Annotated in this window: 28 protein-coding genes; 9 read left to right on the plus strand and 19 right to left on the minus strand. The window is 40.7% G+C overall.

The annotated features are described in order from the left end of the window. Nucleotides 1–68: 68 nt before the first annotated feature. Together MHH54_RS09815 and cgeC are read right to left on the minus strand one after the other, a co-directional pair. Nucleotides 69–1,358 carry a glycosyltransferase family 2 protein gene (locus tag MHH54_RS09815; RefSeq protein ID WP_003215916.1) on the minus strand — a complete coding sequence of 430 codons (1,290 nt, stop codon included), beginning with the start codon at nucleotides 1,356–1,358 and terminating at the stop codon, nucleotides 69–71. A 23-nt stretch (nucleotides 1,359–1,381) separates the two neighbouring features. Further along, nucleotides 1,382–1,702: a spore maturation protein CgeC gene (gene cgeC / locus MHH54_RS09820; RefSeq protein ID WP_095117815.1), complete on the minus strand. Its 321-nt coding sequence runs from the start codon at nucleotides 1,700–1,702 to the stop codon at nucleotides 1,382–1,384. A gap of 207 nt (nucleotides 1,703–1,909) precedes the next feature. On the opposite strand from cgeC, the gene MHH54_RS09825 reads away from it, so the two are divergent. Next, the gene (locus MHH54_RS09825; protein WP_095117816.1) at nucleotides 1,910–2,284 is read left to right on the plus strand and encodes a hypothetical protein; all 375 of its coding nucleotides are present in this window, start codon (nucleotides 1,910–1,912) and stop codon (nucleotides 2,282–2,284) included. A gap of 15 nt (nucleotides 2,285–2,299) precedes the next feature. Further along, nucleotides 2,300–3,262 (plus strand): DUF3880 domain-containing protein, encoded by a 963-nt coding sequence (locus MHH54_RS09830; RefSeq protein ID WP_226803605.1) that lies wholly within the window; start codon nucleotides 2,300–2,302, stop codon nucleotides 3,260–3,262. A 34-nt stretch (nucleotides 3,263–3,296) separates the two neighbouring features. Here the strand turns inward: MHH54_RS09830 and MHH54_RS09835 are convergent, their stop codons facing one another. Continuing rightward, nucleotides 3,297–4,013 carry an acylneuraminate cytidylyltransferase gene (locus MHH54_RS09835; RefSeq protein ID WP_095117820.1) on the minus strand — a complete coding sequence of 239 codons (717 nt, stop codon included), beginning with the start codon at nucleotides 4,011–4,013 and terminating at the stop codon, nucleotides 3,297–3,299. 243 nt (nucleotides 4,014–4,256) lie between these two features. Here MHH54_RS09835 and MHH54_RS09840 point away from each other — a divergent pair, with 243 nt between their 5' ends. Next, complete coding sequence (locus MHH54_RS09840) at nucleotides 4,257–5,285, plus strand: SDR family NAD(P)-dependent oxidoreductase (RefSeq protein WP_095117821.1); 1,029 nt, start codon at nucleotides 4,257–4,259, stop codon at nucleotides 5,283–5,285. A 51-nt stretch (nucleotides 5,286–5,336) separates the two neighbouring features. Here the strand turns inward: MHH54_RS09840 and msrB are convergent, their stop codons facing one another. Then, nucleotides 5,337–5,768: a peptide-methionine (R)-S-oxide reductase MsrB gene (msrB, locus tag MHH54_RS09845; protein WP_095117823.1), complete on the minus strand. Its 432-nt coding sequence runs from the start codon at nucleotides 5,766–5,768 to the stop codon at nucleotides 5,337–5,339. Next, on the minus strand, nucleotides 5,765–6,301 hold the full coding sequence (msrA, locus tag MHH54_RS09850; protein WP_050943900.1) for a peptide-methionine (S)-S-oxide reductase MsrA: 537 nt from the start codon (nucleotides 6,299–6,301) through the stop codon (nucleotides 5,765–5,767). Before msrA ends, msrB begins: the two co-directional genes overlap by 4 nt. A 137-nt stretch (nucleotides 6,302–6,438) precedes the next feature. Between msrA and MHH54_RS09855 the strand changes: the two genes are divergently transcribed. The 3 genes from MHH54_RS09855 to MHH54_RS09865 all read left to right on the plus strand — a co-directional run bounded on the left by MHH54_RS09855 (nucleotide 6,439) and on the right by MHH54_RS09865 (nucleotide 7,971). After that, on the plus strand, nucleotides 6,439–6,876 hold the full coding sequence (locus MHH54_RS09855; RefSeq protein WP_095117824.1) for a MarR family transcriptional regulator: 438 nt from the start codon (nucleotides 6,439–6,441) through the stop codon (nucleotides 6,874–6,876). A 48-nt stretch (nucleotides 6,877–6,924) separates the two neighbouring features. Next, nucleotides 6,925–7,185: a DNA alkylation repair protein gene (locus MHH54_RS09860; RefSeq protein WP_095117826.1), complete on the plus strand. Its 261-nt coding sequence runs from the start codon at nucleotides 6,925–6,927 to the stop codon at nucleotides 7,183–7,185. A gap of 69 nt (nucleotides 7,186–7,254) precedes the next feature. Then, entirely contained in the window at nucleotides 7,255–7,971 is a 717-nt protein-coding gene (locus MHH54_RS09865) for a DUF4397 domain-containing protein (protein WP_342497948.1), read from the plus strand. A 31-nt stretch (nucleotides 7,972–8,002) separates the two neighbouring features. Here MHH54_RS09865 and ypmT read toward each other — a convergent pair whose 3' ends face one another. From ypmT to ilvA, 7 genes are all read right to left on the minus strand, one after another. Further along, nucleotides 8,003–8,200 (minus strand): protein YpmT, encoded by a 198-nt coding sequence (ypmT, locus tag MHH54_RS09870; protein WP_012010295.1) that lies wholly within the window; start codon nucleotides 8,198–8,200, stop codon nucleotides 8,003–8,005. Between the two features lie 22 nt (nucleotides 8,201–8,222). After that, a complete protein-coding gene (locus tag MHH54_RS09875; RefSeq protein ID WP_050943897.1) occupies nucleotides 8,223–8,789 on the minus strand; it encodes a YpmS family protein in 567 nt (188 codons plus the stop codon). A 9-nt stretch (nucleotides 8,790–8,798) separates the two neighbouring features. Then, the gene (locus MHH54_RS09880) at nucleotides 8,799–9,560 is read right to left on the minus strand and encodes an SGNH/GDSL hydrolase family protein (RefSeq protein ID WP_034620452.1); all 762 of its coding nucleotides are present in this window, start codon (nucleotides 9,558–9,560) and stop codon (nucleotides 8,799–8,801) included. Nucleotides 9,561–9,629: 69 nt separating this feature from the next. Next, nucleotides 9,630–10,220 carry an SCO family protein gene (locus tag MHH54_RS09885; protein ID WP_106065462.1) on the minus strand — a complete coding sequence of 197 codons (591 nt, stop codon included), beginning with the start codon at nucleotides 10,218–10,220 and terminating at the stop codon, nucleotides 9,630–9,632. 24 nt (nucleotides 10,221–10,244) lie between these two features. Further along, complete coding sequence (locus tag MHH54_RS09890) at nucleotides 10,245–11,087, minus strand: DegV family protein (RefSeq protein ID WP_003215944.1); 843 nt, start codon at nucleotides 11,085–11,087, stop codon at nucleotides 10,245–10,247. Nucleotides 11,088–11,274: 187 nt separating this feature from the next. After that, nucleotides 11,275–11,526, minus strand: a complete 252-nt coding sequence (locus MHH54_RS09895) for a YpmP family protein (protein WP_003215729.1) — start codon at nucleotides 11,524–11,526, stop codon at nucleotides 11,275–11,277. Between the two features lie 36 nt (nucleotides 11,527–11,562). Continuing rightward, nucleotides 11,563–12,831 (minus strand): threonine ammonia-lyase IlvA, encoded by a 1,269-nt coding sequence (gene ilvA / locus MHH54_RS09900; protein ID WP_003215464.1) that lies wholly within the window; start codon nucleotides 12,829–12,831, stop codon nucleotides 11,563–11,565. Between the two features lie 181 nt (nucleotides 12,832–13,012). On the opposite strand from ilvA, the gene MHH54_RS09905 reads away from it, so the two are divergent. Continuing rightward, a complete protein-coding gene (locus MHH54_RS09905) occupies nucleotides 13,013–13,981 on the plus strand; it encodes a sigma 54-interacting transcriptional regulator (RefSeq protein WP_342500237.1) in 969 nt (322 codons plus the stop codon). 14 nt (nucleotides 13,982–13,995) lie between these two features. After that, a complete protein-coding gene (locus MHH54_RS09910; protein ID WP_003215766.1) occupies nucleotides 13,996–14,634 on the plus strand; it encodes a hemolysin III family protein in 639 nt (212 codons plus the stop codon). A 35-nt stretch (nucleotides 14,635–14,669) separates the two neighbouring features. On the opposite strand, the gene MHH54_RS09915 is transcribed toward MHH54_RS09910, so the two are convergent. From MHH54_RS09915 to MHH54_RS09935, 5 genes are all read right to left on the minus strand, one after another. Continuing rightward, on the minus strand, nucleotides 14,670–15,293 hold the full coding sequence (locus MHH54_RS09915) for a hypothetical protein (protein ID WP_003216123.1): 624 nt from the start codon (nucleotides 15,291–15,293) through the stop codon (nucleotides 14,670–14,672). 19 nt (nucleotides 15,294–15,312) lie between these two features. Continuing rightward, nucleotides 15,313–15,798: a dihydrofolate reductase gene (locus MHH54_RS09920; RefSeq protein ID WP_003215564.1), complete on the minus strand. Its 486-nt coding sequence runs from the start codon at nucleotides 15,796–15,798 to the stop codon at nucleotides 15,313–15,315. Beyond that, nucleotides 15,795–16,589, minus strand: a complete 795-nt coding sequence (locus MHH54_RS09925) for a thymidylate synthase (protein WP_050943892.1) — start codon at nucleotides 16,587–16,589, stop codon at nucleotides 15,795–15,797. The genes MHH54_RS09920 and MHH54_RS09925 overlap by 4 nt, the downstream gene beginning before the upstream one ends. Nucleotides 16,590–16,696: 107 nt before the next feature. Continuing rightward, on the minus strand, nucleotides 16,697–17,224 hold the full coding sequence (locus MHH54_RS09930; RefSeq protein WP_044141171.1) for a phosphatidylglycerophosphatase A: 528 nt from the start codon (nucleotides 17,222–17,224) through the stop codon (nucleotides 16,697–16,699). A gap of 18 nt (nucleotides 17,225–17,242) precedes the next feature. Then, nucleotides 17,243–17,848 (minus strand): YpjP family protein, encoded by a 606-nt coding sequence (locus MHH54_RS09935; RefSeq protein ID WP_003215665.1) that lies wholly within the window; start codon nucleotides 17,846–17,848, stop codon nucleotides 17,243–17,245. Between the two features lie 547 nt (nucleotides 17,849–18,395). On the opposite strand from MHH54_RS09935, the gene MHH54_RS09940 reads away from it, so the two are divergent. Next, the gene (locus MHH54_RS09940; RefSeq protein WP_003215639.1) at nucleotides 18,396–19,748 is read left to right on the plus strand and encodes an IS1182 family transposase; all 1,353 of its coding nucleotides are present in this window, start codon (nucleotides 18,396–18,398) and stop codon (nucleotides 19,746–19,748) included. 100 nt (nucleotides 19,749–19,848) lie between these two features. Here MHH54_RS09940 and MHH54_RS09945 read toward each other — a convergent pair whose 3' ends face one another. Continuing rightward, nucleotides 19,849–20,637, minus strand: a complete 789-nt coding sequence (locus tag MHH54_RS09945) for a class I SAM-dependent methyltransferase (RefSeq protein ID WP_003215799.1) — start codon at nucleotides 20,635–20,637, stop codon at nucleotides 19,849–19,851. A gap of 66 nt (nucleotides 20,638–20,703) precedes the next feature. Beyond that, entirely contained in the window at nucleotides 20,704–21,138 is a 435-nt protein-coding gene (locus tag MHH54_RS09950; RefSeq protein ID WP_003215999.1) for a BrxA/BrxB family bacilliredoxin, read from the minus strand. Nucleotides 21,139–21,196: the final 58 nt, after the last annotated feature.

The raw sequence follows: 21,196 nt of genomic DNA on the forward strand, positions 1-21,196 counted from the left end.
CCTGTCCTTTTCATGTTTCGCTTTTTCCTTTCTACTTCCTGCTTTCATTGCTAAAAAAAGCACCCCTCTTATGAGGAGTGCTTTCGCCCGGATGTTTGATAAAGAGACATATCGAATTCCTGCAGCGATTCCCTATACAGCGGCACGATCGGCTTTCCTTCTTGAAATAAAGTAAATTGAGAAGGATATAATTTGATGGGCTGATGATAAAACGCAAATAACTTAACCACCTCAGGGGCAATAAGGCAGAAGGTATCATGCACAAGTAAATAGACATCTCGTTGCCATTTAAAAAGCCGGCGATTTGGCGGGCTGAATTCAGGGGATACTTGAATGATTTTGCCATCGTCAAACGTCTGTAACAGTTCGTTTGAAACGGCGCACATTTCCTTTGGATGAAACTGAAAATATTGCATATCGCGCTTTGAAGCAAATCGTCTTTTTTTCTGATCTTCAATATAATAAAACGTTCTTCCGTTATCTGCGGTGACGACTGTATAGTTCGGCACAACCAGCGTATCTTTTACCTCATATTTCATTGCACATAACAAAGGAACACGAATTGCACGCCTCTTTTTTTCATTCACCCATCGCTTATCAATTTGGTTAAGATCCCCATGAACAAGTTGGAAATATCTTCCTTCTCTTTCGATCACCGTCCCATCAATTACATCATATGGCATACTTGAAAACATGTGATGAAAGGATTGGGGTGTTTTAAAGGTGATATCAAGTACTTCTTTTAATGGATGAAACGCAGCAAAATGATTCAACCGCATCCAAAAAACAGAATCTGCATGATGCCAATGCTTCGGCTCATCATCCCAATATTGCCCAAATTTCTTATAAATCAATGGAAGCAAGCGGCTTCTGTGCATGACCGAACAGTGATCTACTTGAAAGGACGCATGGTCTAACACGTGTTCCGCCTCACGTACAAAGGTCATTGTTTCTACCAGATGCTTATCAACATGGATCACACGCTGCGAGGAATAAACGATATCTACCTCTGGCTTTGATTGAAAAACCTCCACCATCTTCTGCAAACGATCATTACAATACATTGTATCATCCGTTAAATAACAAATAAGCTCCCCTGATATACGTGTTAATGCCTCATTAATAAGCGTCGCATAACGTACAGTCTCAAGCCTTTTTGCAGGATGAACAGTGTGCGGATACAACTGAATACGGTCATCGTTTAAAAAGGAATGAATCTTTTTCATTGTTTCTGGCTCTGAGCCATCATCCATAATCAAAAGCTCCCAGTTTTGATACGTTTGTTCCACCATACTCTTTAGCACACGATCAATATAATCAGGTTTATTGTAACTTGTTAAAATCACCGATACTTTCATAGGCATTATCCTTTTTAATGAGATTAAAAAGCTCCCCAACTAACAATGTTTGCGTAAGGAACGCTCACTCTTAACTGATTTGTTGCATTTTTAAAAACCGCCACTGTATGAAACAATTGAACGACAATCACGTTTTGGAGCACCTCACCATTGACTAAATGAACACGCGGCAATGGAATACCAAGTTCCAACCAAGAACGCAGCAACTCTTTGATTTCTGACGAACCTTCTTCTTGTTTTTCCTCTAAAAGACGAAGAAGAAGTAAAATGAAGATAACTTCAAGTACACCTTCAACTTCTAGTAATTCTTCGTTCCAATCATTTAATAATTGTTCAAATTCCATTCATAATCCCTCTCTCTTCACATTTAATCTTTACTAGAGTATGAGAACCACTTCATTTAGCCTCAGCATTTGAACACATTTTAAAAAATGTGTGAAGTGATTAAATGAAAAAAGAACAAGGAATCAGCGTTCTGCTTATACCAAAAAAAAGTGAGCGGCATATACATAGTGGTGTGTTTCAATTGTTGAAGAAAGGATGGGGATAAAATGAGCGACAATCGTACCGAGTTAAAAAAAGAACTATTGAAACTATTCTTCAAGCCGCTTAGTCAAGCGTTAACAGTCAATCTCGAAGAGGGAGGTACAGAAGTGGAAGATAAATTAAACGATTTTTTAAGCGGAGCTGCTACATCCCTTAAATCATCTAAAGGAGCAAGATGGATTTTCGCAAGACTTGCACCAGGAACGGTCATTAGTATTGTGATGGATTCTGGAGATTTAATTGGCCCAGTTCAGTTTGTAGCATTCAATGCTTCAACTGGTATCGTTTTTGTCACACAGGAAAGTTCTGTTACACCTACTGGCTCTGCAACAACTCTTTTAGATGTAGATAAAGTTGAAAGTGTTACATTTACAACTTAAAGTGAGAAATCTATCATGAAGCTACTTTATATCAGCTCTGGCTACGGCGGGATCTATCAAATGTTTGATCACTGGGTAGAAGAAAGCTTCATTGATTCACCCTTTTCATGTTTCAAGATAGAAAGAGAATCTATACAGTCACACATGCACAAAATCCGGACATTTTCTCCGGATTTTGTTTTGATGATGATTGGTGATCATGTTCCGAGCGAAGTGCTTCATCAATTCAAACAAGAAAAGATCCCGATCGTTTTGTGGATGACAGAAGATCCCTTTTATACAGATGTGTCAGCTGCTTGCACGCGTGATGCGCGCCTCATATTAACAATTGATGAAGGAGCTTTGCCTTTTTACAAGCAATTGGGCATAGTTGACGCCTACTACTTTCCCATTCCGGCAAATACACGTATTTTTCAAAAAAACGAATCGTCTGAAAAGATGTGCATCTACGACATTGCACTCATTGGCTACCCTTATCCCAACCGCATGAAAGCCATTGATACACTCTTACAACAGAAAAAATGGCGAATTCTCGTTGCAGGTAAGGAATGGCATCGTCATTTAAATAAGTCACGAAGACATGATCGCGATCTCACATTAGTGACCAATTGGCTGAGCCCTCAGCAATTGGCGGACATCTATCAGCAATCAGCGATTGTTCTTAACCCGCACAGACCGGCTCAATTTGCTTATAACAAAAACAAAGCCATGGTTCAAAATGTAAGCCTGAACAACAGAGCGTTTGATATCGCTGCAGCTGGAAGCTTTCAATTGACGGATCTACAACCGCCTCAAGCTTTTTCAAGCTTCGCTTTTTATAAAGATGAGGACGATTTGCTGGAACAGGTTGAATATTATGGATCAAATGCCGAGAAAAGAAAAGCAATCGCACGAAACAATTACGAACAAGTCGTTTCATGGAATACATTTGAGTCATTTCCACACAGACTTTATGAGATCGTAAAAAGCGCCCTATGACCGGGCGCTTTTCTCGTTGAAATTCTTCTTATACCTAACCCTCCGCATCTCTGCGAGCCAATAAGACTTTCTCCGCTTTCTCAAGATCTTCTTCTTGTTTGACCACAAGTGATTTTTGGGAATCCATGATATACGCTCCAACAGATCCTTCTAAAAAGGAATGAATGCATTCTTTTGCATATGGAACATGAAAAGCATACACTGCTCCATTTAAACGGCCATACGTATATGGCTGCTCATGCTTTGGCATGAAAAAGTAATGATTGTCCTTATATAAAGTGGCTTCATTATTCTCATGCAGTGTCCATGTCTCATTTGGGTTTTCTAGCGCCTCTGTAAAAGATGCCACGCAGTCATAGCTCCCTTCTACTAGAAGCTGCAAGCACTTCTCAATATCTTCCGGCTGTCTTAAAGGAGACGATGGATGCAAATATAGAACAATATCAAAGGTTTTCCCCTCACGCTCTAAGTAAGCAAGCGCATGCTTCACCGCTATGAGTGACGGTGTTTGTTCTGTTACATGACTGTCTGGAAGTTCTATCACACGGGCTCCGTAGTGAGAAGAAATGATTTGTGTATTGACATCCTCTGTAGAGACGATGATTTCGTCTAACTCAATCATTTGCAGTAACGGCTGAATGGTCCAATAGATGAGCGGCCGCTCCGCCAATACGCGAATGTGTTCATCATGCTGATCGCGCCTGCTTCTAAAAGCTGGTATCAAGGCTAAAATACGATTTCCCCTATACATGTATTCCCTTCTCCCCTCGCGCAAAGCTCTCTACATATTCTTCCGAGCTGATCGCAGTACTGAAGTGTTCAGGTCTCTCATTTTTCTACTTATTCTCTTATCTCTCCATATTCTATTAAAACGTCATGCAGATGGTTATAATGTGTTCACCTAATTTATATAGAAAGTGGTTCTTTTCCTCAAACGGATACCACTCTTTCACATATGATGCAAAGTAGAGAAATGAGAGTTGGGGGATTAGATATGTCCAAAAAGATAGAAACGAGTTTGAAGGCTTTTTTTCGTGACAAAACGATATTAGTTACAGGCGGTACAGGTTCAATCGGACGTCAAATTGTGAAAAAATTAACATCATGCTCTCCAAAAAAGATTATCGTCTTCAGCAAAGATGACAGCAAACAATACATGATGAAAAATGAGTATGCGGATCACCCAGAAGTCGCCTTCGCTTTAGGCGATGTACGAGATGCAAGCCGCGTGAGACAGCTCGTCAAAGGCGTTGATATCATCTTTCATGCAGCCGCCTTAAAACAAGTACCTACTTGTGAAGACAATCCGTTTGAAGCCGTGCAAACAAATATTATCGGCGGGCAGCACATCATTGAGGCTGCAATCGAACATGAAGTCAGTCATGTTGTCAACATCTCCACAGACAAAGCAGTTTCTCCGACAAATGCCATGGGTGCAACAAAATTAATTTCAGAAAAACTATTTTTCCAAGCAAACGAAAGTATTCTGAACCAAAAAACATTGTTTTGCTCTGTGCGTTTTGGCAATGTGCTTGGATCAAGAGGTTCCGTCATTCCCATCATGCTCCAGCAGCTGTTAAATGAAAAACCTTTGACCGTAACTGATCCTCATATGACACGTTTTTTTATGTCCATCGAAGAGGCTGTCTCCCTCACACTTCAAGCAGCCATCATGATGAAAGGAGGCGAAACGTTCATTCTCAAGATGGAGTCATTACAGCTTGCTGATCTCTTAAAAGCGTTTCATGAATATGCTGCTCAAATCAATGTCTCATCTCCGGAAATTCACGTTGTCGGGAAAAGACCTGGAGAAAAGCTTCACGAAGAGCTTACATTTCCGCACGAAGCAGATGCACTATTTGAGCATGAACAATTTTATGCCATTTTACCAAGACCAAAACTGCATGCTTCCTTTCAAAAAGTCGACTTAACCAATTACACATCCAATGAAGCGCCTCTCATTACAAAAGAAAAGCTATTCCGCATCATTGAACAATTACATCACACGCATCATAAAAAATAAAAAATCGTCACACGGAAGCAGATGCCTTCCATGTGACGATTTTTCAATAGATCAATCAAATAGATGTTTCAAATCCCCATAGCCTTCTTTTTCAAGATCATCTTTTGGGATAAACTTCAAAGCGGCTGAATTAATACAATACCGAAGACCATTTGGTCCTGGTCCATCAGGAAAGACATGACCTAGATGAGAATCAGCTGTCTTGCTGCGCACCTCTGTCCGCAACATCCCATGGCTCTTATCCACCTTCTCGGCTACTTCCTCATCTTCAAGCGGCTTTGTGAAACTCGGCCAGCCGCAATGGGCATCAAACTTATCTAAAGAAGAAAAAAGCGGCTTGCCTGAAATGATATCTACATAAATGCCTTCTTCTTTATGATCCCAGAATTCATTTTGAAATGGCGGCTCAGTGCCATTATTTTGTGTGACTTCATACTGCATTCGGTTTAATTCTTTTAGTCGTTTTTCTTTATCGTTTGTCATGATTTATCACTCCAATGGGACTCAATAAAACCCGCTCTGCCAGAACCGACATGATATCGTTCGTAGTGCATTTTGTTCTTTTTATAATAGTGCTGATGATACTCCTCTGCGGGATAAAAAGGAGCAGCATCTAAAATTTCTGTCACAATTGGCTTTTGAAAGATGCCGCTTTCGTTCAGCTTCTCTTTCGATGCCTCTGCAAGCTTTCTCTGCTCGTCATGATGAACATAAATACCTGTGCGGTAGGACTCTCCTCTATCACCAAATTGTCCGCCATCATCTGTTGGGTCTATTTGCTGCCAATACAGTTCTAATAGCTTTTCATATGGGAAAACGTCTGGATCAAACGTGATTTGAACCGCTTCTCTATGTCCCGTTGTATTTGTACATACTTCTTCATAGGTCGGATTCACTGTATGTCCGCCAGTATACCCTGATTCAACTTTGATAATGCCCGGCTGTTCATCAAAAGGTTTAACCATACACCAGAAGCAGCCTCCTGCAAATGTGGCTAATTCTTGTTTTTCAGACATATTAGTGCCCCCTTCATTTAAAAAATGGTATCATCATATTATAACATGATGAAAAATAATGAAAACGATACGACTTGTATACCTAAAATATAAAAAAGCATTTTGTCGTATTTTAAAATATAATGGGGGTTTAATGATTGGAACAAAGAAAAAAAATGATGTATGAAATGGATACTTTACTGAGAACCGTATTTAAGCAGATCCGTTATGAGATTAACAGCCTGCTCGAAAACGAATTATCTCGGAATGAATTTCTCATTTTAAATCTGCTTCGTGAGCAAGGTGCAAAAAAAGTAACGGAATTTGCGTCCATTCTAGGTGTGTCAGCAAGCCATATCACTGCTGTGACCGACACACTCGTAGAAAAGGGCTGGATCACCCGTATCCGTTCTAAAGAGGATCGCCGCATCATCAAAATCCACTTAACCGATAAGGGTAAGGAAATTACTGAGCATTTTGAGAAAAAGAAAACAGAATACTTTATGGAGCGATTTGAGTCATTCGACGACGAGGAACTAAAAACAATGATCAGATTATTTAAAAAGCTGGATAAAAGTCAAAAGGATGAAGCATAGAATTTAGCGCTCTGGACATGCTACGGATAAAAAGAGGTGGAATGAATCATGACAAGCCCTTATCTTTGTCCAAACTGTAAAACAAACAGAACGCGCTTTAATCTGATTGAGCAGCTTTCAGAACCTGTGAAGCTTGACCCTGCGACCGGAGCAGTTGTCGAAAGATACGAAGGAGATCAGCTTTCCCCTTTTCACATGAGCTATCAAGGTCCTCAAATAAAGGTCCAGTGCGGTGTTTGTGGTCTCATTGAGGATGAAAAAACGTTCATTAAACTAGCTGAATATCATCAATATTCTTCTCCTTCTTAACATGCGGGCCTGACGGAAAACGTCAGGCTTTTTTCTATGCTTCTTTTGCCTATACAGATCGCCTTTTTCATGCATACGCTACAAAAAACACCATCGCATAAGAAAGTAGGGATTGATGACATGCAGCAGCTCTTATATCATGACTATCCATACCGTCCACTCGCTGCGGGCTTCGAGCACCCTCAAAGCAGCCCTTCACCCAAAGCCTTTATTCGGCTCTTTCACGCTGCCCCAGATCTTAGTGAGCTCGCTGTATATGTGAACCGGAATGAGATCTTGAAAAAAATGCCTTACAGCCATTTAACAGCTTATATGGAGTGGGATGAGGGAATGTATGAGATAGAAGTGTTCAAGCTAGCAACAAAAGAAAGAGTCCTTCATTCTCGTATGATGATTAAACGTGACGAGATTTACACCCTATGTATCACAGGTGCGCATGCAGGTTTTGCGCTGCTGACAGAACGGCAAGACCCTCTGATTCAACACGAAGACCTGTCAGCCCTTACATTTGTCCACCTTTCTCCAGACCTTCCTTCCATTGATATATATGAACGTGATCAAGGGGTGTTAGCTAAGGAGCTTCACTATGTAAACAGCACTCACATTCATCATTTCTCCCCGAATAAATATCATTTTGAATTGAAAGCCGCCGGCACTCAAAGTATACTGCTTGATATCCCAAAAGTTCATCTGCAAGCAAATCGCGCATACCTCATTCTGCTTCATGGATTTGCTAATGGAGAGCCAGAGCTTATGGCGAAGGTGGTCTTGTCTCAGCAAATATAAAAAAGAGCCTTTTCCATAAAGGGAAGGCTCTTTACGAGACATCTTCAGCTTTTTCTTGCTTTTGAAAATCAAAAGCAAGAATCATGATACCTAGAAATAATGCACAATAGGCAATATTTAAGTAAAACTGATCGATATTTTCTGCTCTTAAATCAGTGGCAGCTGTGATGCCAAAATACGCAGCAAATAAAAACGACAGTAAACTAAAATATTGATAGACTCGCTTCATGATTTCACTCCTGACTCACTTTCTATTGCTTTGGATGATAATATGAGAACTCAATTTCATCGTTCTCTAGATCAATTTTGTTTGCTTTCACATACATATCATTCGTCAACGGCATTTCTGAAAGGCGCACTTCAACCGTTTTTTGATCCGGTTTCACATGAACGAATTCTGGCAGTTCATAGAACTGGCCCATGTAGCTTAGAACAAAACTAATCGGAATGCTCAATTGTCCAATTGAAAGGCCATCCACTTTCAAAAGCACATCACCATTATCTTCGACAGTTGGCGTAAATGAGACGTTTGCATCAATCGTCGAAGAGAAAGCTTTAATGGCGCCTGTTACTTTTACATCTTGATCGATCGCCACATGAAAGTCTGGCATATCGCTTGACCCTTGATTTTTCAAGTAATCATTGATAAAGCTGGTGAGTGATTCCTTTGAGCTAGATATATTAAAAGAATACTCGCTTTTCAATTCTTTAGTTGAAGCGGATTGACCGCCTGGCATTAACATCAAAATACCGCAGGCAAGTACAATCAATAGATTGATTGCAAGTAAAATAAAAAATAAGCTTTTCCACTTTTTCATACGTTCACCCTATTCCTTCGGCAGTCCTTCTTTTTTCACTTTGGAGAATAAACGATTTGCCATAAGAGAGTACCCCTTTTGGTTTGGGTGGAAATCATCATCTGCCAGTAATTTTTCATCAGAATCTTCCTCAAATAAATCTGCTACATTGATCATATCAGCGTTGCCATCTTTTTTTAGTTCTTTTTTGGCGACGGCATTCCAGTCTTTGACGACTTCATCAATGTCTTTCAGCTCAGTGAGACTAAATTTAAAGGGATTATACATGCTTACATACATGATCTTCGCATGGTCATTATGTTCTCTCAGTTGAGCAAGAATGGTTTTAAAGCGCTCCTCAAAAGGCCCCTGCTCTTTTTGAAAAGGAGCAAACGTCAAATTGAGTACATTTTGACGAACGACATGCATTAAGTCATTGCCGCCGATCGTAAAGAAAATATAGTCAGCATCTTTCAGACCGTCTTGCACCTTTTTTTCTTTTAATCTTTTTAATAAATCTACCGTTCTACTGCCTTTAATGGCATAGTTTTTTAATGTGACAGATTGCACGCCGTCCACCGCTTCTAACTTGTCACGAGTCATGCCTGCATATCCTTTTTTTTGTTGATCTCCGATTCCCTCTGTTAAGGAATCTCCAACCGCTGCGATGGTAATATGTTCTTTTACGTCTTGTGTGTCTTCTAGTTTATCCTTTATGCCAGCCTCTTGCGCGGAACATGCAGAAAGAACAAAAGCTAGAGACATCACAATCAAAATCAAACGAGCCTTCAAACGATGATGTCCCTCCTTTTTCTGATTAAAAAAGTGTATCATGTTTTTGCTCATTTGAACATCTTTATGCTAGCTTCGGATCAGCGTTTTGATGTCCTTGATGATGTCATCATATGGTGTGTTTTGTACACCATCATAATTTTTCATCACTTTCCCTTCTTGATCAACTAGGAAAAACAATGACTGATGGATCACTTGATCTTCATCTTCAGGTTTCTTCACAATGGTTTTAAAGCTTTTCATTGCGAATTTTTCAATTGCTGACTGCGAGTAACCAGTGAGGAAATCCCAATTTTTAAAGGATAAAGGATATGCTTTTGCAAATTCTTTTAGCTTTTTCGGTGAATCTACCTCCGGGTCCACGCTAAAGGAAATGATATGCGCATCCAATTTTTCTTCTTTTAACCGTTTTTGCAGCTCTGTCATATGTGCAGTCATCGGCGGACAGATCGTTTCACAGCTTGTGAAAATAAAATCTGCCACCCATACTTTCCCCTTCAAATCATCCAATGACACCTTTTGCCCATCCTGATTTTCATATTCAAACGGCTGTATTTGATAATTTAACGCATCTTTGATTTGTCCATTTGAACATGAGACTAAAAGAAGCACGCTTATGGTAATAAGCGCACCAAGTAAGGCTCCCCTTTTTTTAAGCATGGTACGTCCATCCCCTTTTCGAAGTCAATCGGTATAAAAAGTAAAGCCTATTGCACCTTTTCCAGTGTGACACGAAATAATCGGTGTTGTGTAGGCGATGTCAACAGGTGCTTCAGGTGTATGGTCAAGCAGCGCTGATTTGAGCTTTTCAGCGAGTTCTAATGCATCTGCATGCGCTATCCCAATGGCTTGAACTGTTTTTCCTTTCACCGCCTGTACATACTGTTTGGTTAAATAGCGGACAAGAGCAGAATAGCTTCTCACATTCGCTTCTGGCGTGTATACCCCGTCTGTTAAGCTGGCAATTGGTTTGATGTGAAGAAGTGAGCCGATCAGCGCCTTCCCTCTTCCAATTCTTCCACCTTTCACGAGATTTTCTAATGTATCGATTGTGACAAATAGCTTTGTTCCAAGACGGATTTTATCCATTTCTTTGATGATGTCTTCACGGCTTGCACCATTTTGTGCAAGTTCGGCTGCTTTGGTGACTTGAAACCCTAATCCATATGAAATAAAGTTTGAATCAATCACCGTGATGTTTCCGTCTACCATTTTCGAAGCGCTTTCAGCAGTTTGAACCGTACCACTCATCCCACCCGTTAAATGGATACTAATGACTTCGCTTCCATCTGCCGTCAGCCTTTCATATAATTCGACGAATTGACCGATCGCAGGTTGAGACGTTTTCGGCAATTCCTCAGCGGCCTCCATTTTTTCAATAAATTCATCTGGCTGTATATTCACTCGGTCAATATAATCAACCCCAGAAATGGAGATATTGAGCGGAATCACGTGAATGGAAAGATCATTGATTTTTTCTTGCGGAAGGTCCACTGTTGAATCTGTTACAATTTTAATTTGTTTCACTATCGTCTCATCCTTGCTGTCTTAGTCTTTACTTATGATATTACCTTATTTCGTGCAAACTTGAAAACAACTGTCATGACGTTTTTGAAATTGTCACATTTTCTTCTTTTCATGAAAAAAATCCTTGCCAAGCTGAGCAGCAGCCATTTTAAAACAGCCGCTCACTCCCTTTGACAAAGATTCCTTTTTACGCATTGTGTTTCAGTGTAGGCTCCTGATAGATCTGCTCATATGTGCTCCACTTGACGTTACGTTTCACATCCTCTCTGAAAGAGTACACAGCTCTCTTTCCTTTAGATACATAGACTTTTTTCAAGAAAGCTTCAAGTCTAAAGGTGAGCATGAAACGATACGGCTCATCTCCCTTTAGTACAGGAACTTCTGTTACCTTGATCTGAGCTCCATCCATCCGTCTAAAACATATTGTTTTGAGCAGCACAAACGATCAATCCTCTTTTCCAATGTTCTGTTACGCCTAAATAAATAGGTGGAATAAATCTTGATCTTTATTCACTTCAACATAATGGAATCCTTTTTTATTCATCCGTTCAATGAGCGCCGCATAGTCATCTCTTTCTTTCAATTCGATGCCAACAAGCGCGGGTCCTTTGCTTCGGTTATTCTTTTTCGTATATTCAAAGCGGGAGATATCATCATTTGGCCCTAATACTTCATCTAAAAATTCCCGAAGCGCACCTGCTCTTTGCGGAAAATTGACAATGAAATAATGTTGCAGCCCTTCATAGATCATCGACCGTTCTTTGATTTCCTGCATTCTGCCAATATCATTATTTCCTCCACTGACAATACAGACAACATTTTTCCCTTTAATCTCCTCGCGATGGGCATCCAGCGCTGCGATCGGAAGTGCGCCTGCCGGCTCTGCTACAATCGCACATTGATTATAAAGCTCTAAAATGGTTGTACATACTTTTCCTTCAGGTACAAGACTAATTTTATCGACAACAGACTGTAACGATGTAAACGTCTTTTCGCCAATCCGCTGAACCGCTGCTCCGTCTACAAACTTATCAATGGAATCAAGTGTCACAACCTTGCCCTTTTCATGAGAGGCATGGAGTGAAGCTGCGCCAAGTGGTTCGACGGCAATGATTTCGGTTTCTGGGGCGATATTTTTGATATATGTACCAACTCCAGATAACAGACCTCCACCTCCAACACTTGCAAATAAAAAGTGAGGCTCCACTTCGATATCATTTAATATTTCTACAGCAGTCGTTCCTTGTCCTGCCATCACATCTAGATCATCAAACGGATGGATAAACTCACGCTTTTCTTCATCTCCGCATTTAACTGCTTCATGATATGAATCATCAAACGTATCTCCGGTTAAGATAATTTCAACATATTCTTTTCCGAAAAGCTCTACTTGAGATACTTTTTGCCTTGGTGTCGTAGCAGGCATAAAGATTTTCCCGTGGATACCTAGATATTTACAAGAATAGGCAACACCTTGTGCGTGATTTCCTGCACTTGCGCAGACAATGCCGTTTTTTAGTTTATCTTTTGGAAGCTGGCTCATTTTATTAAAAGCGCCTCTTAATTTAAAGGAACGAACTACTTGCAGATCCTCTCTTTTTAAGTAGACATTACATTCATATCGTTCAGAAAGTCGCTCATTTTTTTGAAGAGGTGTATGAATGACTACATCCTTCAAATTTTGATGGGCCTTTAAAATGTCTTTCACTTGAATTAGCGTGTTTTCTTTGAGCAACGGTTTCATGTACAAGATCCTTTCTCTTTAACCTTATTTAATTTGTCATTATAACATGAATATTCAAAAAATAAACCAATAGATCATAGATCAAGCATAAATTTCATAAACTTTTTCGTTTCTCTGTACATTTGGTTTTATTGGGTGTTACAATTGAACCAATTAGAACCATAAAGAAAGGAATCACCCGATGACCACACATTCGTTTACGTCTATATATGGAGAGCATCAAGAAATGAAGCGTGCCATTCACCTGGCAAAGCAATTCACAAAGCACGAGCAGCCTGTCTTGATCACAGGAGACATTGGCACAGGCAAAACACGATTTGCCCATGAAATTGCTCATGCATCGGCTCCAAACGCTTCACTGACACATGTATATTGCCCCATCTTAGATGAAGATACCTTGCAGAAAGCCTTCACGGAAAAGACCCGTCAAATCCTTTATTTAGACGAAATCGCCGCATTAAGTATTCCTATGCAGCATCAGGTAGTTCGTTTTCTAGAAACATCTCCTGCAACAAAAATCATTGCCGCTTCGTCTTTATCAATAGAGGCATTGAGGGTTTCATCTACCTTTTTACCTGAGCTGTTTTATCGCTTAAATGTTTTCCATTTGCCCTTACCGTCATTAGCAGATCGAAAAACTGACATTCCTGTGTTAACAACTGCTTTCTTTCAGGAGCTGAGCATGGCGCCTGATATTGATCCAAGTGTTTGGGAAACCTTGCAGGAGTATCCGTTTGAAGGAAACGTACAGGAACTCAAAAATATCGTTCATTATGCTGCAGTCATTCTCGAGGGGCAAACGGTATTTTTACACCACTTACCGCCTTTTGTGTTAACACCTCTTTCGCCGGAGGTAAAAGGAAAAAAGGAAGAACACCAGCTCACACTAATGGAAAAACAAGAGTTTGTTTTCCTGCTAGAAGCCATTAAATCTCTCAATGAGAAAGGTGAAGCAGCCAGCAGACGCATTTTGTCTGAATTAAGCAAACAAGGCGACATCCCGCTGACCCCTCAGCAGGTGAGGAGCCGATTAGATGACCTTGAGAAAAAAGCATACGTGACGAAAGGAAAAGGCAGGGCCGGCACGAAGATTACACTTGAAGGTCTTTCATTCCTGAAATCACTTGATGGTTATATACCGGTTCAATAAAAGGAGGACATCCATTGTTTACTGTAAAAGAAGAAATTGCAAACGCCATTACACATGGCATTGGCGTTATTTTATCCATACCAGCCATTGTTTTTCTCGTGTTATTCGCTGTTCAATACGGCACTATCACAGAGATCGTGAGCTTTTCAATATTTGGGGCATCCATGCTGCTGCTCTATTTAAGCTCGACCTTGCTTCATAGCATTCGGCACAAAAAAACAAAAGATGTATTTGAAATCCTCGACCACTCGGCTATTTATGTATTGATTGCTGGTACCTATACGCCCTTTTTACTCGGACCATTAAAAGGCGCACTCGGCTATACGCTTCTTGCGATTGTATGGGCTCTTGCTGCTGGCGGAATTGTCTTTAAAATCTTTTTCGTCAAACGGTTTATCATTGTGTCCACCCTCGTTTATTTATTAATGGGCTGGATGATTATCATTGCCATCAAACCACTTTACATTGGATTAACGGGCGCAGGATTTGGCCTCTTGCTGTTAGGCGGTCTATTGTATTCAGTCGGAACCATCTTTTATATTTGGCGGAAAATCCCCTATCATCATGCCATTTGGCACAGCTTTGTTCTCGGCGGCAGTGCATCAATGTTCTTCTGCATTCTCTTCTACTGTGTGAACATTCCTGCTGCATGAAAAAAACCAGCATCCGAAAGTGGATGCTGGTTTTTCTATGCGCGCTTTTGGGCGTAATCGCTCATCATGACAGGTGCTTTAATATGAATATCAACATTAACAGGGCGCAGCCTTTTCACGACTTTCCCAGTTAATAGACGCTCCGTTCCACTTGTTTCAACCGGTACAAGCGGACAATCACAATCTTCAGCAAGTGCCTCTGCCATGTGACGATATGATTCCGAAAGCAATACACTCTGCCCCGATAAGATTCTTTCCTTTGCTTCTTCTAATAAGGCATCATCAGATTGATTCTGATGAATAACCGCCATCTTCTTCAGCCATTGTTTTAAAATGGGATATCGAAAAAGATTCGGCTTTGCCATGAAAGCAAATGGTTTTTCAAGGTGACCAATCAATAATGTCGTTGTGACTGGATTCAGTGCCTGTGTGATATAAATAACGGGTCCATCTGGCAGCTTCTTTTGCTGGTGAATGGTCATAACTGATCCTGACTGGTCAATACATCCTCGGGCAAACCTTTTTGCATGCTCATGAATGAGATGCATTCGTTTCGTATAGGAAATGCGTGGATCAGTTAATTCATGGGCATGCAAATGCCTCATACTTTTAAAAAAGGATACAACAACATAAAGCGTTAAAAACCAATAACGAAACAACCGTACTCCTCCTACTCATTTATCCTTTTTTGTCATATACGACAAATTCATAATTGTAGGGGTTCTTTTCGTCACGATGGCCTTTTTTGCGTGATACAACCGTCCATTCGTTTTCATTGTAATCAGGAAAGTAGCGGTCTCCTTCAAACGCATGGTGAATATGCGTGATATATAGACGATCCGCATATGGCATCATTTCTTCATACAGCTTAGACCCGCCGATGATAAATAACTCGGTCTCGCTTTCCCCAATTGCCAAAATATCGGCAATGGAATGGACAACCTCGCATCCTTCTGCTTCAAAAGAAGAACTTGTTGTGAGCACGATATTTCGGCGGTTAGGCAGCGCTCGTCCAATGGATTCAAACGTTTTTCTGCCCATGACAATCGTATGGCCGCCTGTGACCTTCTTAAAATACGCTAAATCAGCTGGTAAATGCCAAGGCATTTGATTATCTTGACCAATGACTCTGTCTTTTCCTGTCGCCACAATCATCGAAATCATACACTGACTTCTCCTTTAATATGCGGATGCGGATCATAGTTCTCAAGTACAAAATCATCGAACGTGAAATCGAAAATGCTCTTCACATCTCTTGTGATGCGAAGCTGCGGAAGCGTGCGTTCCTCGCGCTCTAGCTGCATTTTCACCTGCGGAAGATGATTCTGATAAATATGTGCATCTCCTAGCGTATGAACAAACTCTCCTGGCTCAAGATTTGTGACTTTGGCAATCATCATCGTGAGAAGAGCATATGAAGCAATATTAAATGGCACGCCTAAAAAGATATCTGCCGATCTTTGATAAAGCTGGCAAGAAAGCTTCCCGTTTGATACGTAAAATTGAAACAGACAATGACATGGTGGCAGTGCCATTTGATCAATTTCAGCCGGGTTCCAAGCGCTGACGATCAGTCTTCTTGAATTCGGATTATGCTCGATATCGTGGATCAGCTTTGTGATCTGATCCACAGTCTCACCGTCCCCACTAGCCCAAGATCGCCACTGCGCCCCGTATACACGGCCCAGTTCGCCATTTTCATCTGCCCATTCGTTCCAAATACGGACACCATTTTCCTGAAGATATTTGACATTTGTATCACCTTTTAAAAACCACAGTAACTCATGAATAATTGATTTCAGGTGCAATTTCTTTGTTGTTAACAACGGAAATCCTTCCTGCAAATCAAATCTCATCTGGTAACCGAACGTGCTGATTGTGCCTGTTCCCGTTCTGTCACCTTTTTCATCCCCGTGCTGTAATACATGACGGCATAACTCTTTGTATTGTTTCATTTTTTTCATCCTTTATTTATGTTCTTGTTGTAGTTTACCTTATTTCCGCCTTTGTTTAAACACCAAAAAAACATGCCTGCATAATCATGAGCAGACATGTTTTTCTTTTATACTTGATTCACTCGATCCTGCTCTTCGTCCTTAATATCTTGGTGTGAGTGAGCAATACGGCTAGCTGCTGCTGCGGCAAGCGCGGCGACAAGATCATCAAGGAAGGTATGCACTTCACCTGGACGACCTTCATCTAATTCCCTGATAATACCAAATTTCTCTTTATCTAAATAACCGAAGTTGGTCAAGCCGATTGATCCATATACATTGACAATGGAAAGCGGAATAATCTCATCAATTCCATATAGCGGCTCATCTGTTTCTACTAAGTGCTGTAAAGGTTCTGGCAACAGCTTTTTTTCAGCCAGCTGATCAAGGGCAAGTCCTGTTAAAACAGCATGGACAATTTCCCTTTTATTCAACACTTTTTCAACATTTTCAATACAGACACTAAGTGGAAGGTTTGGATGATATTTTTCTTGAAGCTTTAGCACAATGTGTGCAATATCTTCAATTTTCACTCCGCGTTCGTTTAACATTCGTTTTGTAATCTGCACCATTTCGTTCATTGTATACTTTTTCAATTGGCATGACATCTCCTTCTAGTGGCTCATCCAGCTCGGCGGGGTGTTTTTGTCCCAGTAAATATTACCGAGTTCATGATGCGTCTGGAATCCATCTTCTGCTGTATGGTAGTGAAAGTTAAACCAATATCCGCTGTGTGGCGGCTGATCTCTTCTCACATGAAAACGGAGCAAATCTTCTCCAGTCTTCCGGTTGTAGATGTGAAAGATTTTTTCGCCATTTCCGCTTGAAGGCTGATCAGTTAACACAACATCTTGAAATTTTTCGTCATCTTTGAAATTTGTTAAAACATCGGTTAACACTTGTTCAATTTTCGGTTGAATCTCTTCTCTGTACTCGTCTTCAATGACAGGTGTGATTTTACGGCCGAATTTGAGAAATGACTGATTTTCTGCACTTGATAGAACCTCTTCCTTATATTGCTCAAAGGGGTCTACCTGCTCTTTGCTTGCCTCTTGCGATCGTTCCCAGCCTGATGTATCATAAACCGCTGTATAAGGCGTTTTATCAGGTGAAGAAAGTTCAGATGGCTTGTCTGTCATCAAAGCCGACGGAGGAGAGACCAAACCAAAAGTTGCAATGGTAAAGAGCGCAACAAGCGTTTTTCTCATCCACATCTTCATGATATCTAATTCCTTCCATAAGTTATCATACTGCTATTCTAGCATATAATGAATTTTCAGTCATTCAATTTGGTCACTGATTTGAGACTTTCTTTTTCATAATAAAACGTTTACAATGACAGTAATGGCAACTAAAATTTGGGAGGAATGGGTATGCTTGAAGGCTTTTTCGTCACAGCTTCCTTGCTGACACTGTTTTATTTTGTCTATATGGAGATTACGGATTAAAAGCCCTTAGAGAGGGCTTTTCAGATTGTTGACAAAGGGCTAAAATGATCTTGATTTTAGCCCTTTGTCTTCTTTTCAGCGTGATAGAAAACCTTTGAAGTCTAGGAAGGACGAGTACTGGCGCGGAGCGAATTTGACATTCGTGAGCACCAGCACGCAGGACTGACACCGAATGCGAGGGTTTGTCTACACGCTGAAAAGCCCTTAGAGAGGGCTTCAGGCTGTCGAGAAAATCTCGACAGCTTTATTTTTTCCCTTAAAGTTTCCATTCCCCCGTTTTATAATAGAGAAAAGCATACTAAAGGAAGGTGTTTTTCTCATGTTCCACACTAGAAATTCTTCTCAGCACGAAGCCGAATTTGTATTGCTAGATCAACTGGTCGAAGAGGATCACCTGCTTCGTAAAATTGATCAGTACATTGACTTTTCATTTATCGTAGATAAAGTAAAACCGTATTATAGCGAGAATAAAGGTCGTCCTTCTCTTGATCCACTTATTTTATTCAAAATGATGTTTATCGGATACCTGTACGGTATCCGTTCTGAAAGACAACTTGAAAAAGAAATTTACTATAACATGGCGTATAGATGGTTTTTAGGTTTGAACATCAATGACCCCGTTCCCCACCACTCGACCATTAGCTGGAATCGTCGTACTCGATTCAAAGATACAACGATTTTTCAAGACATTTTCGACGAGATTGTGCTTCAAGCCATCAATCACGATATGGTTGGAGGGCGCGTCCTTTTTACTGATTCAACCCATCTTAAAGCGAATGCCAATAAACATAAATATACAAGAAAAACGATCGAACAAGATACTCAGAACTATATGAAAGAATTAGATGTAGCCGTCCAAGAAGATCGAGAGGTACACGGAAAAAAGCCCTTAAAGAAAAAAGAGGAGGTGAAAACAGAAAAAGACATTCGTCAAAGTAAAACTGATCCTGAAAGTGGCTATCTTTATCGCGAAAACAAGCCAGAAGGCTTTTTCTACCTAGACCACCGTACAACGGATATGAAGCACAACATCATCACAGATGCCCATGTCACACCCGGCAATGTCCATGATTCCGTTCCATATCTTGATCGATTGGATCACCAAATCGCCCGATTTGGTTTTCAAGTAGAAGCTGTTGCCCTTGATTCTGGTTATTTGACAACCCCAATCTGTAAAGGTTTATCCGATCGCCGTATTTTTGGTGTCATCGCACATAGACGCTTTCATCCAACAAGAGGATTATTTGAGAAGTGGAAATTTCAGTATGACTCTGAACATGATCACTACATATGCCCAAATGGTGAGAAGCTATTATATACAACAACTGATCGAAAAGGTTATCGGTTCTACAAATCAGACCCTAAAAAATGCGTATCGTGTCCTTTCCTAGAGAGCTGTACAAGGTCGAAAAATCATCAAAAAGTGATCTCAAGACATGTATGGGAAGAACATAAAGAAAAGATCAGACAAAATCGTCTGTCTGCTTCTGGAAAAGAGCTATATAAAAAAAGAAAAGAAAAAATAGAGCGAAGCTTTGCAGATTCAAAACAACTGCATGGGCTTCGCTACTGCCGGTTGAGGGGAAAACAAAATGTGAGTGAGCAAGTGCTTCTCACAGCTGCCTGTCAGAACATGAAGAAGATTGCCACACACCTAGCGAAGCTAGGCTAGGTGTGTGGGAGGCCTTTTTCTTTAAATCTCATCCATCATCATTACGATGAAAATAAAAAAGATTGTAGAAAAACATGAGTTTCTCTACAATCTGAAGCCCTTAGAGAGGGCTTTTTTCTTTCTCGATATACCCATAATGAAATTGGGCTGTTTTTCGTTTGATGACGTGAAATTGGTAAGAGTCCGCTTTAAATCGTGTGCTTTTCCAATGATCTTTTAACACCACTCTTTTTCTTGCCACCCTTAATGCTTCTTGCACGGCTGCTTCGTGATCAAAGTCGTGCTCTGCCGCATGACGTAGCGGCGCTATACTTGTAGATTCTTGGATCGTTTCCTCAAACATCGGATCAAAATAGACGATATCAAATGAACAGTCAGGATACTTCTTTAGCTGCTCGATACTGTCTCCACTGATAACAGAAATCCGTTTCATCGCTTCATCAGCTTCCTCTATCCCCGTCTCCCATGTATTCAGTCCTTCTTTCACTAGTAACGCCGTAATGGGATTCTTTTCAATACCGACGACCCTTCCATTCCTGCCTGTCGCACAGCTTGCAGTAATCGCATCAGACCCTAAGCCAAGTGTGCAATCTAAAAAGGAATCTCCCGGCTTTAGCTGTGCTGCTTCAATTAAAGGATCCTTTTCTTCGCGCAAGAGCCGCTTCACCCTGAACATCGCTGAGCTTGGATGAAAGAAGAACTTTTCACCATTTGGCTGATACCATTCAAATCTTTCTTTTCCGACAACAAGGACATCTCCTCGTTTCATCGCAAGCTGCTTGACAGATTGTTTGCGTCTTTCTACATACTCACCATGTAAATCCTCTGCAAGAGCCTTCGCTGTTTCAATCGTTTGTTCATTTGCTCTAAAGCTTGTTGTAATGAGCATATCGTTCCTCCATCATGATCAAGAAAAAATGCCCTGATCTAGTTACAGGGCATTTCAACACGTGTATTAGCAATGTTTTTCAAATGCAGTTAAGACATTTTTCATGATATCTTCCATTTCATGACCTTCAATTTCGTCACGCGGGATAAAATGAACGAGTTCATTTCCTTTTAAAAGGGCCATAGAAGGAGATGATGGCTCTTCACCAGTGAAGTATTCTCTCATTTTTGCCGTTGCTTCCCGGTCCTGCCCAGCAAATACTGTGACGATTTTGTCTGGCGCTTTTTCTGCCTTCATCACAGCTTGAGTCGCTGCTGGGCGTGCTAAGCCGGCAGCACAGCCGCATACAGAATTAACAACAACAAATGTTGTTCCTTCAGCCTCTTGCATCGTTTGTTCTACTTCTTCTTCCGTCGTCAGTTCTTGGAATCCTGCACTTGTCAGCTCTTGGCGCATTGGCACAACGAGCTGGCGCATATATTCTTCATATGCCATTGACATAAAAAAGCCCCCTCTAAAATCCTTATGTTGTGAATAAAGGATACTATAGAGAGAGCCA

This window comes from Bacillus sp. FSL K6-4563 (assembly GCF_038630405.1).
In the GTDB taxonomy this organism is placed as follows: domain Bacteria; phylum Bacillota; class Bacilli; order Bacillales; family Bacillaceae; genus Bacillus; species Bacillus pumilus.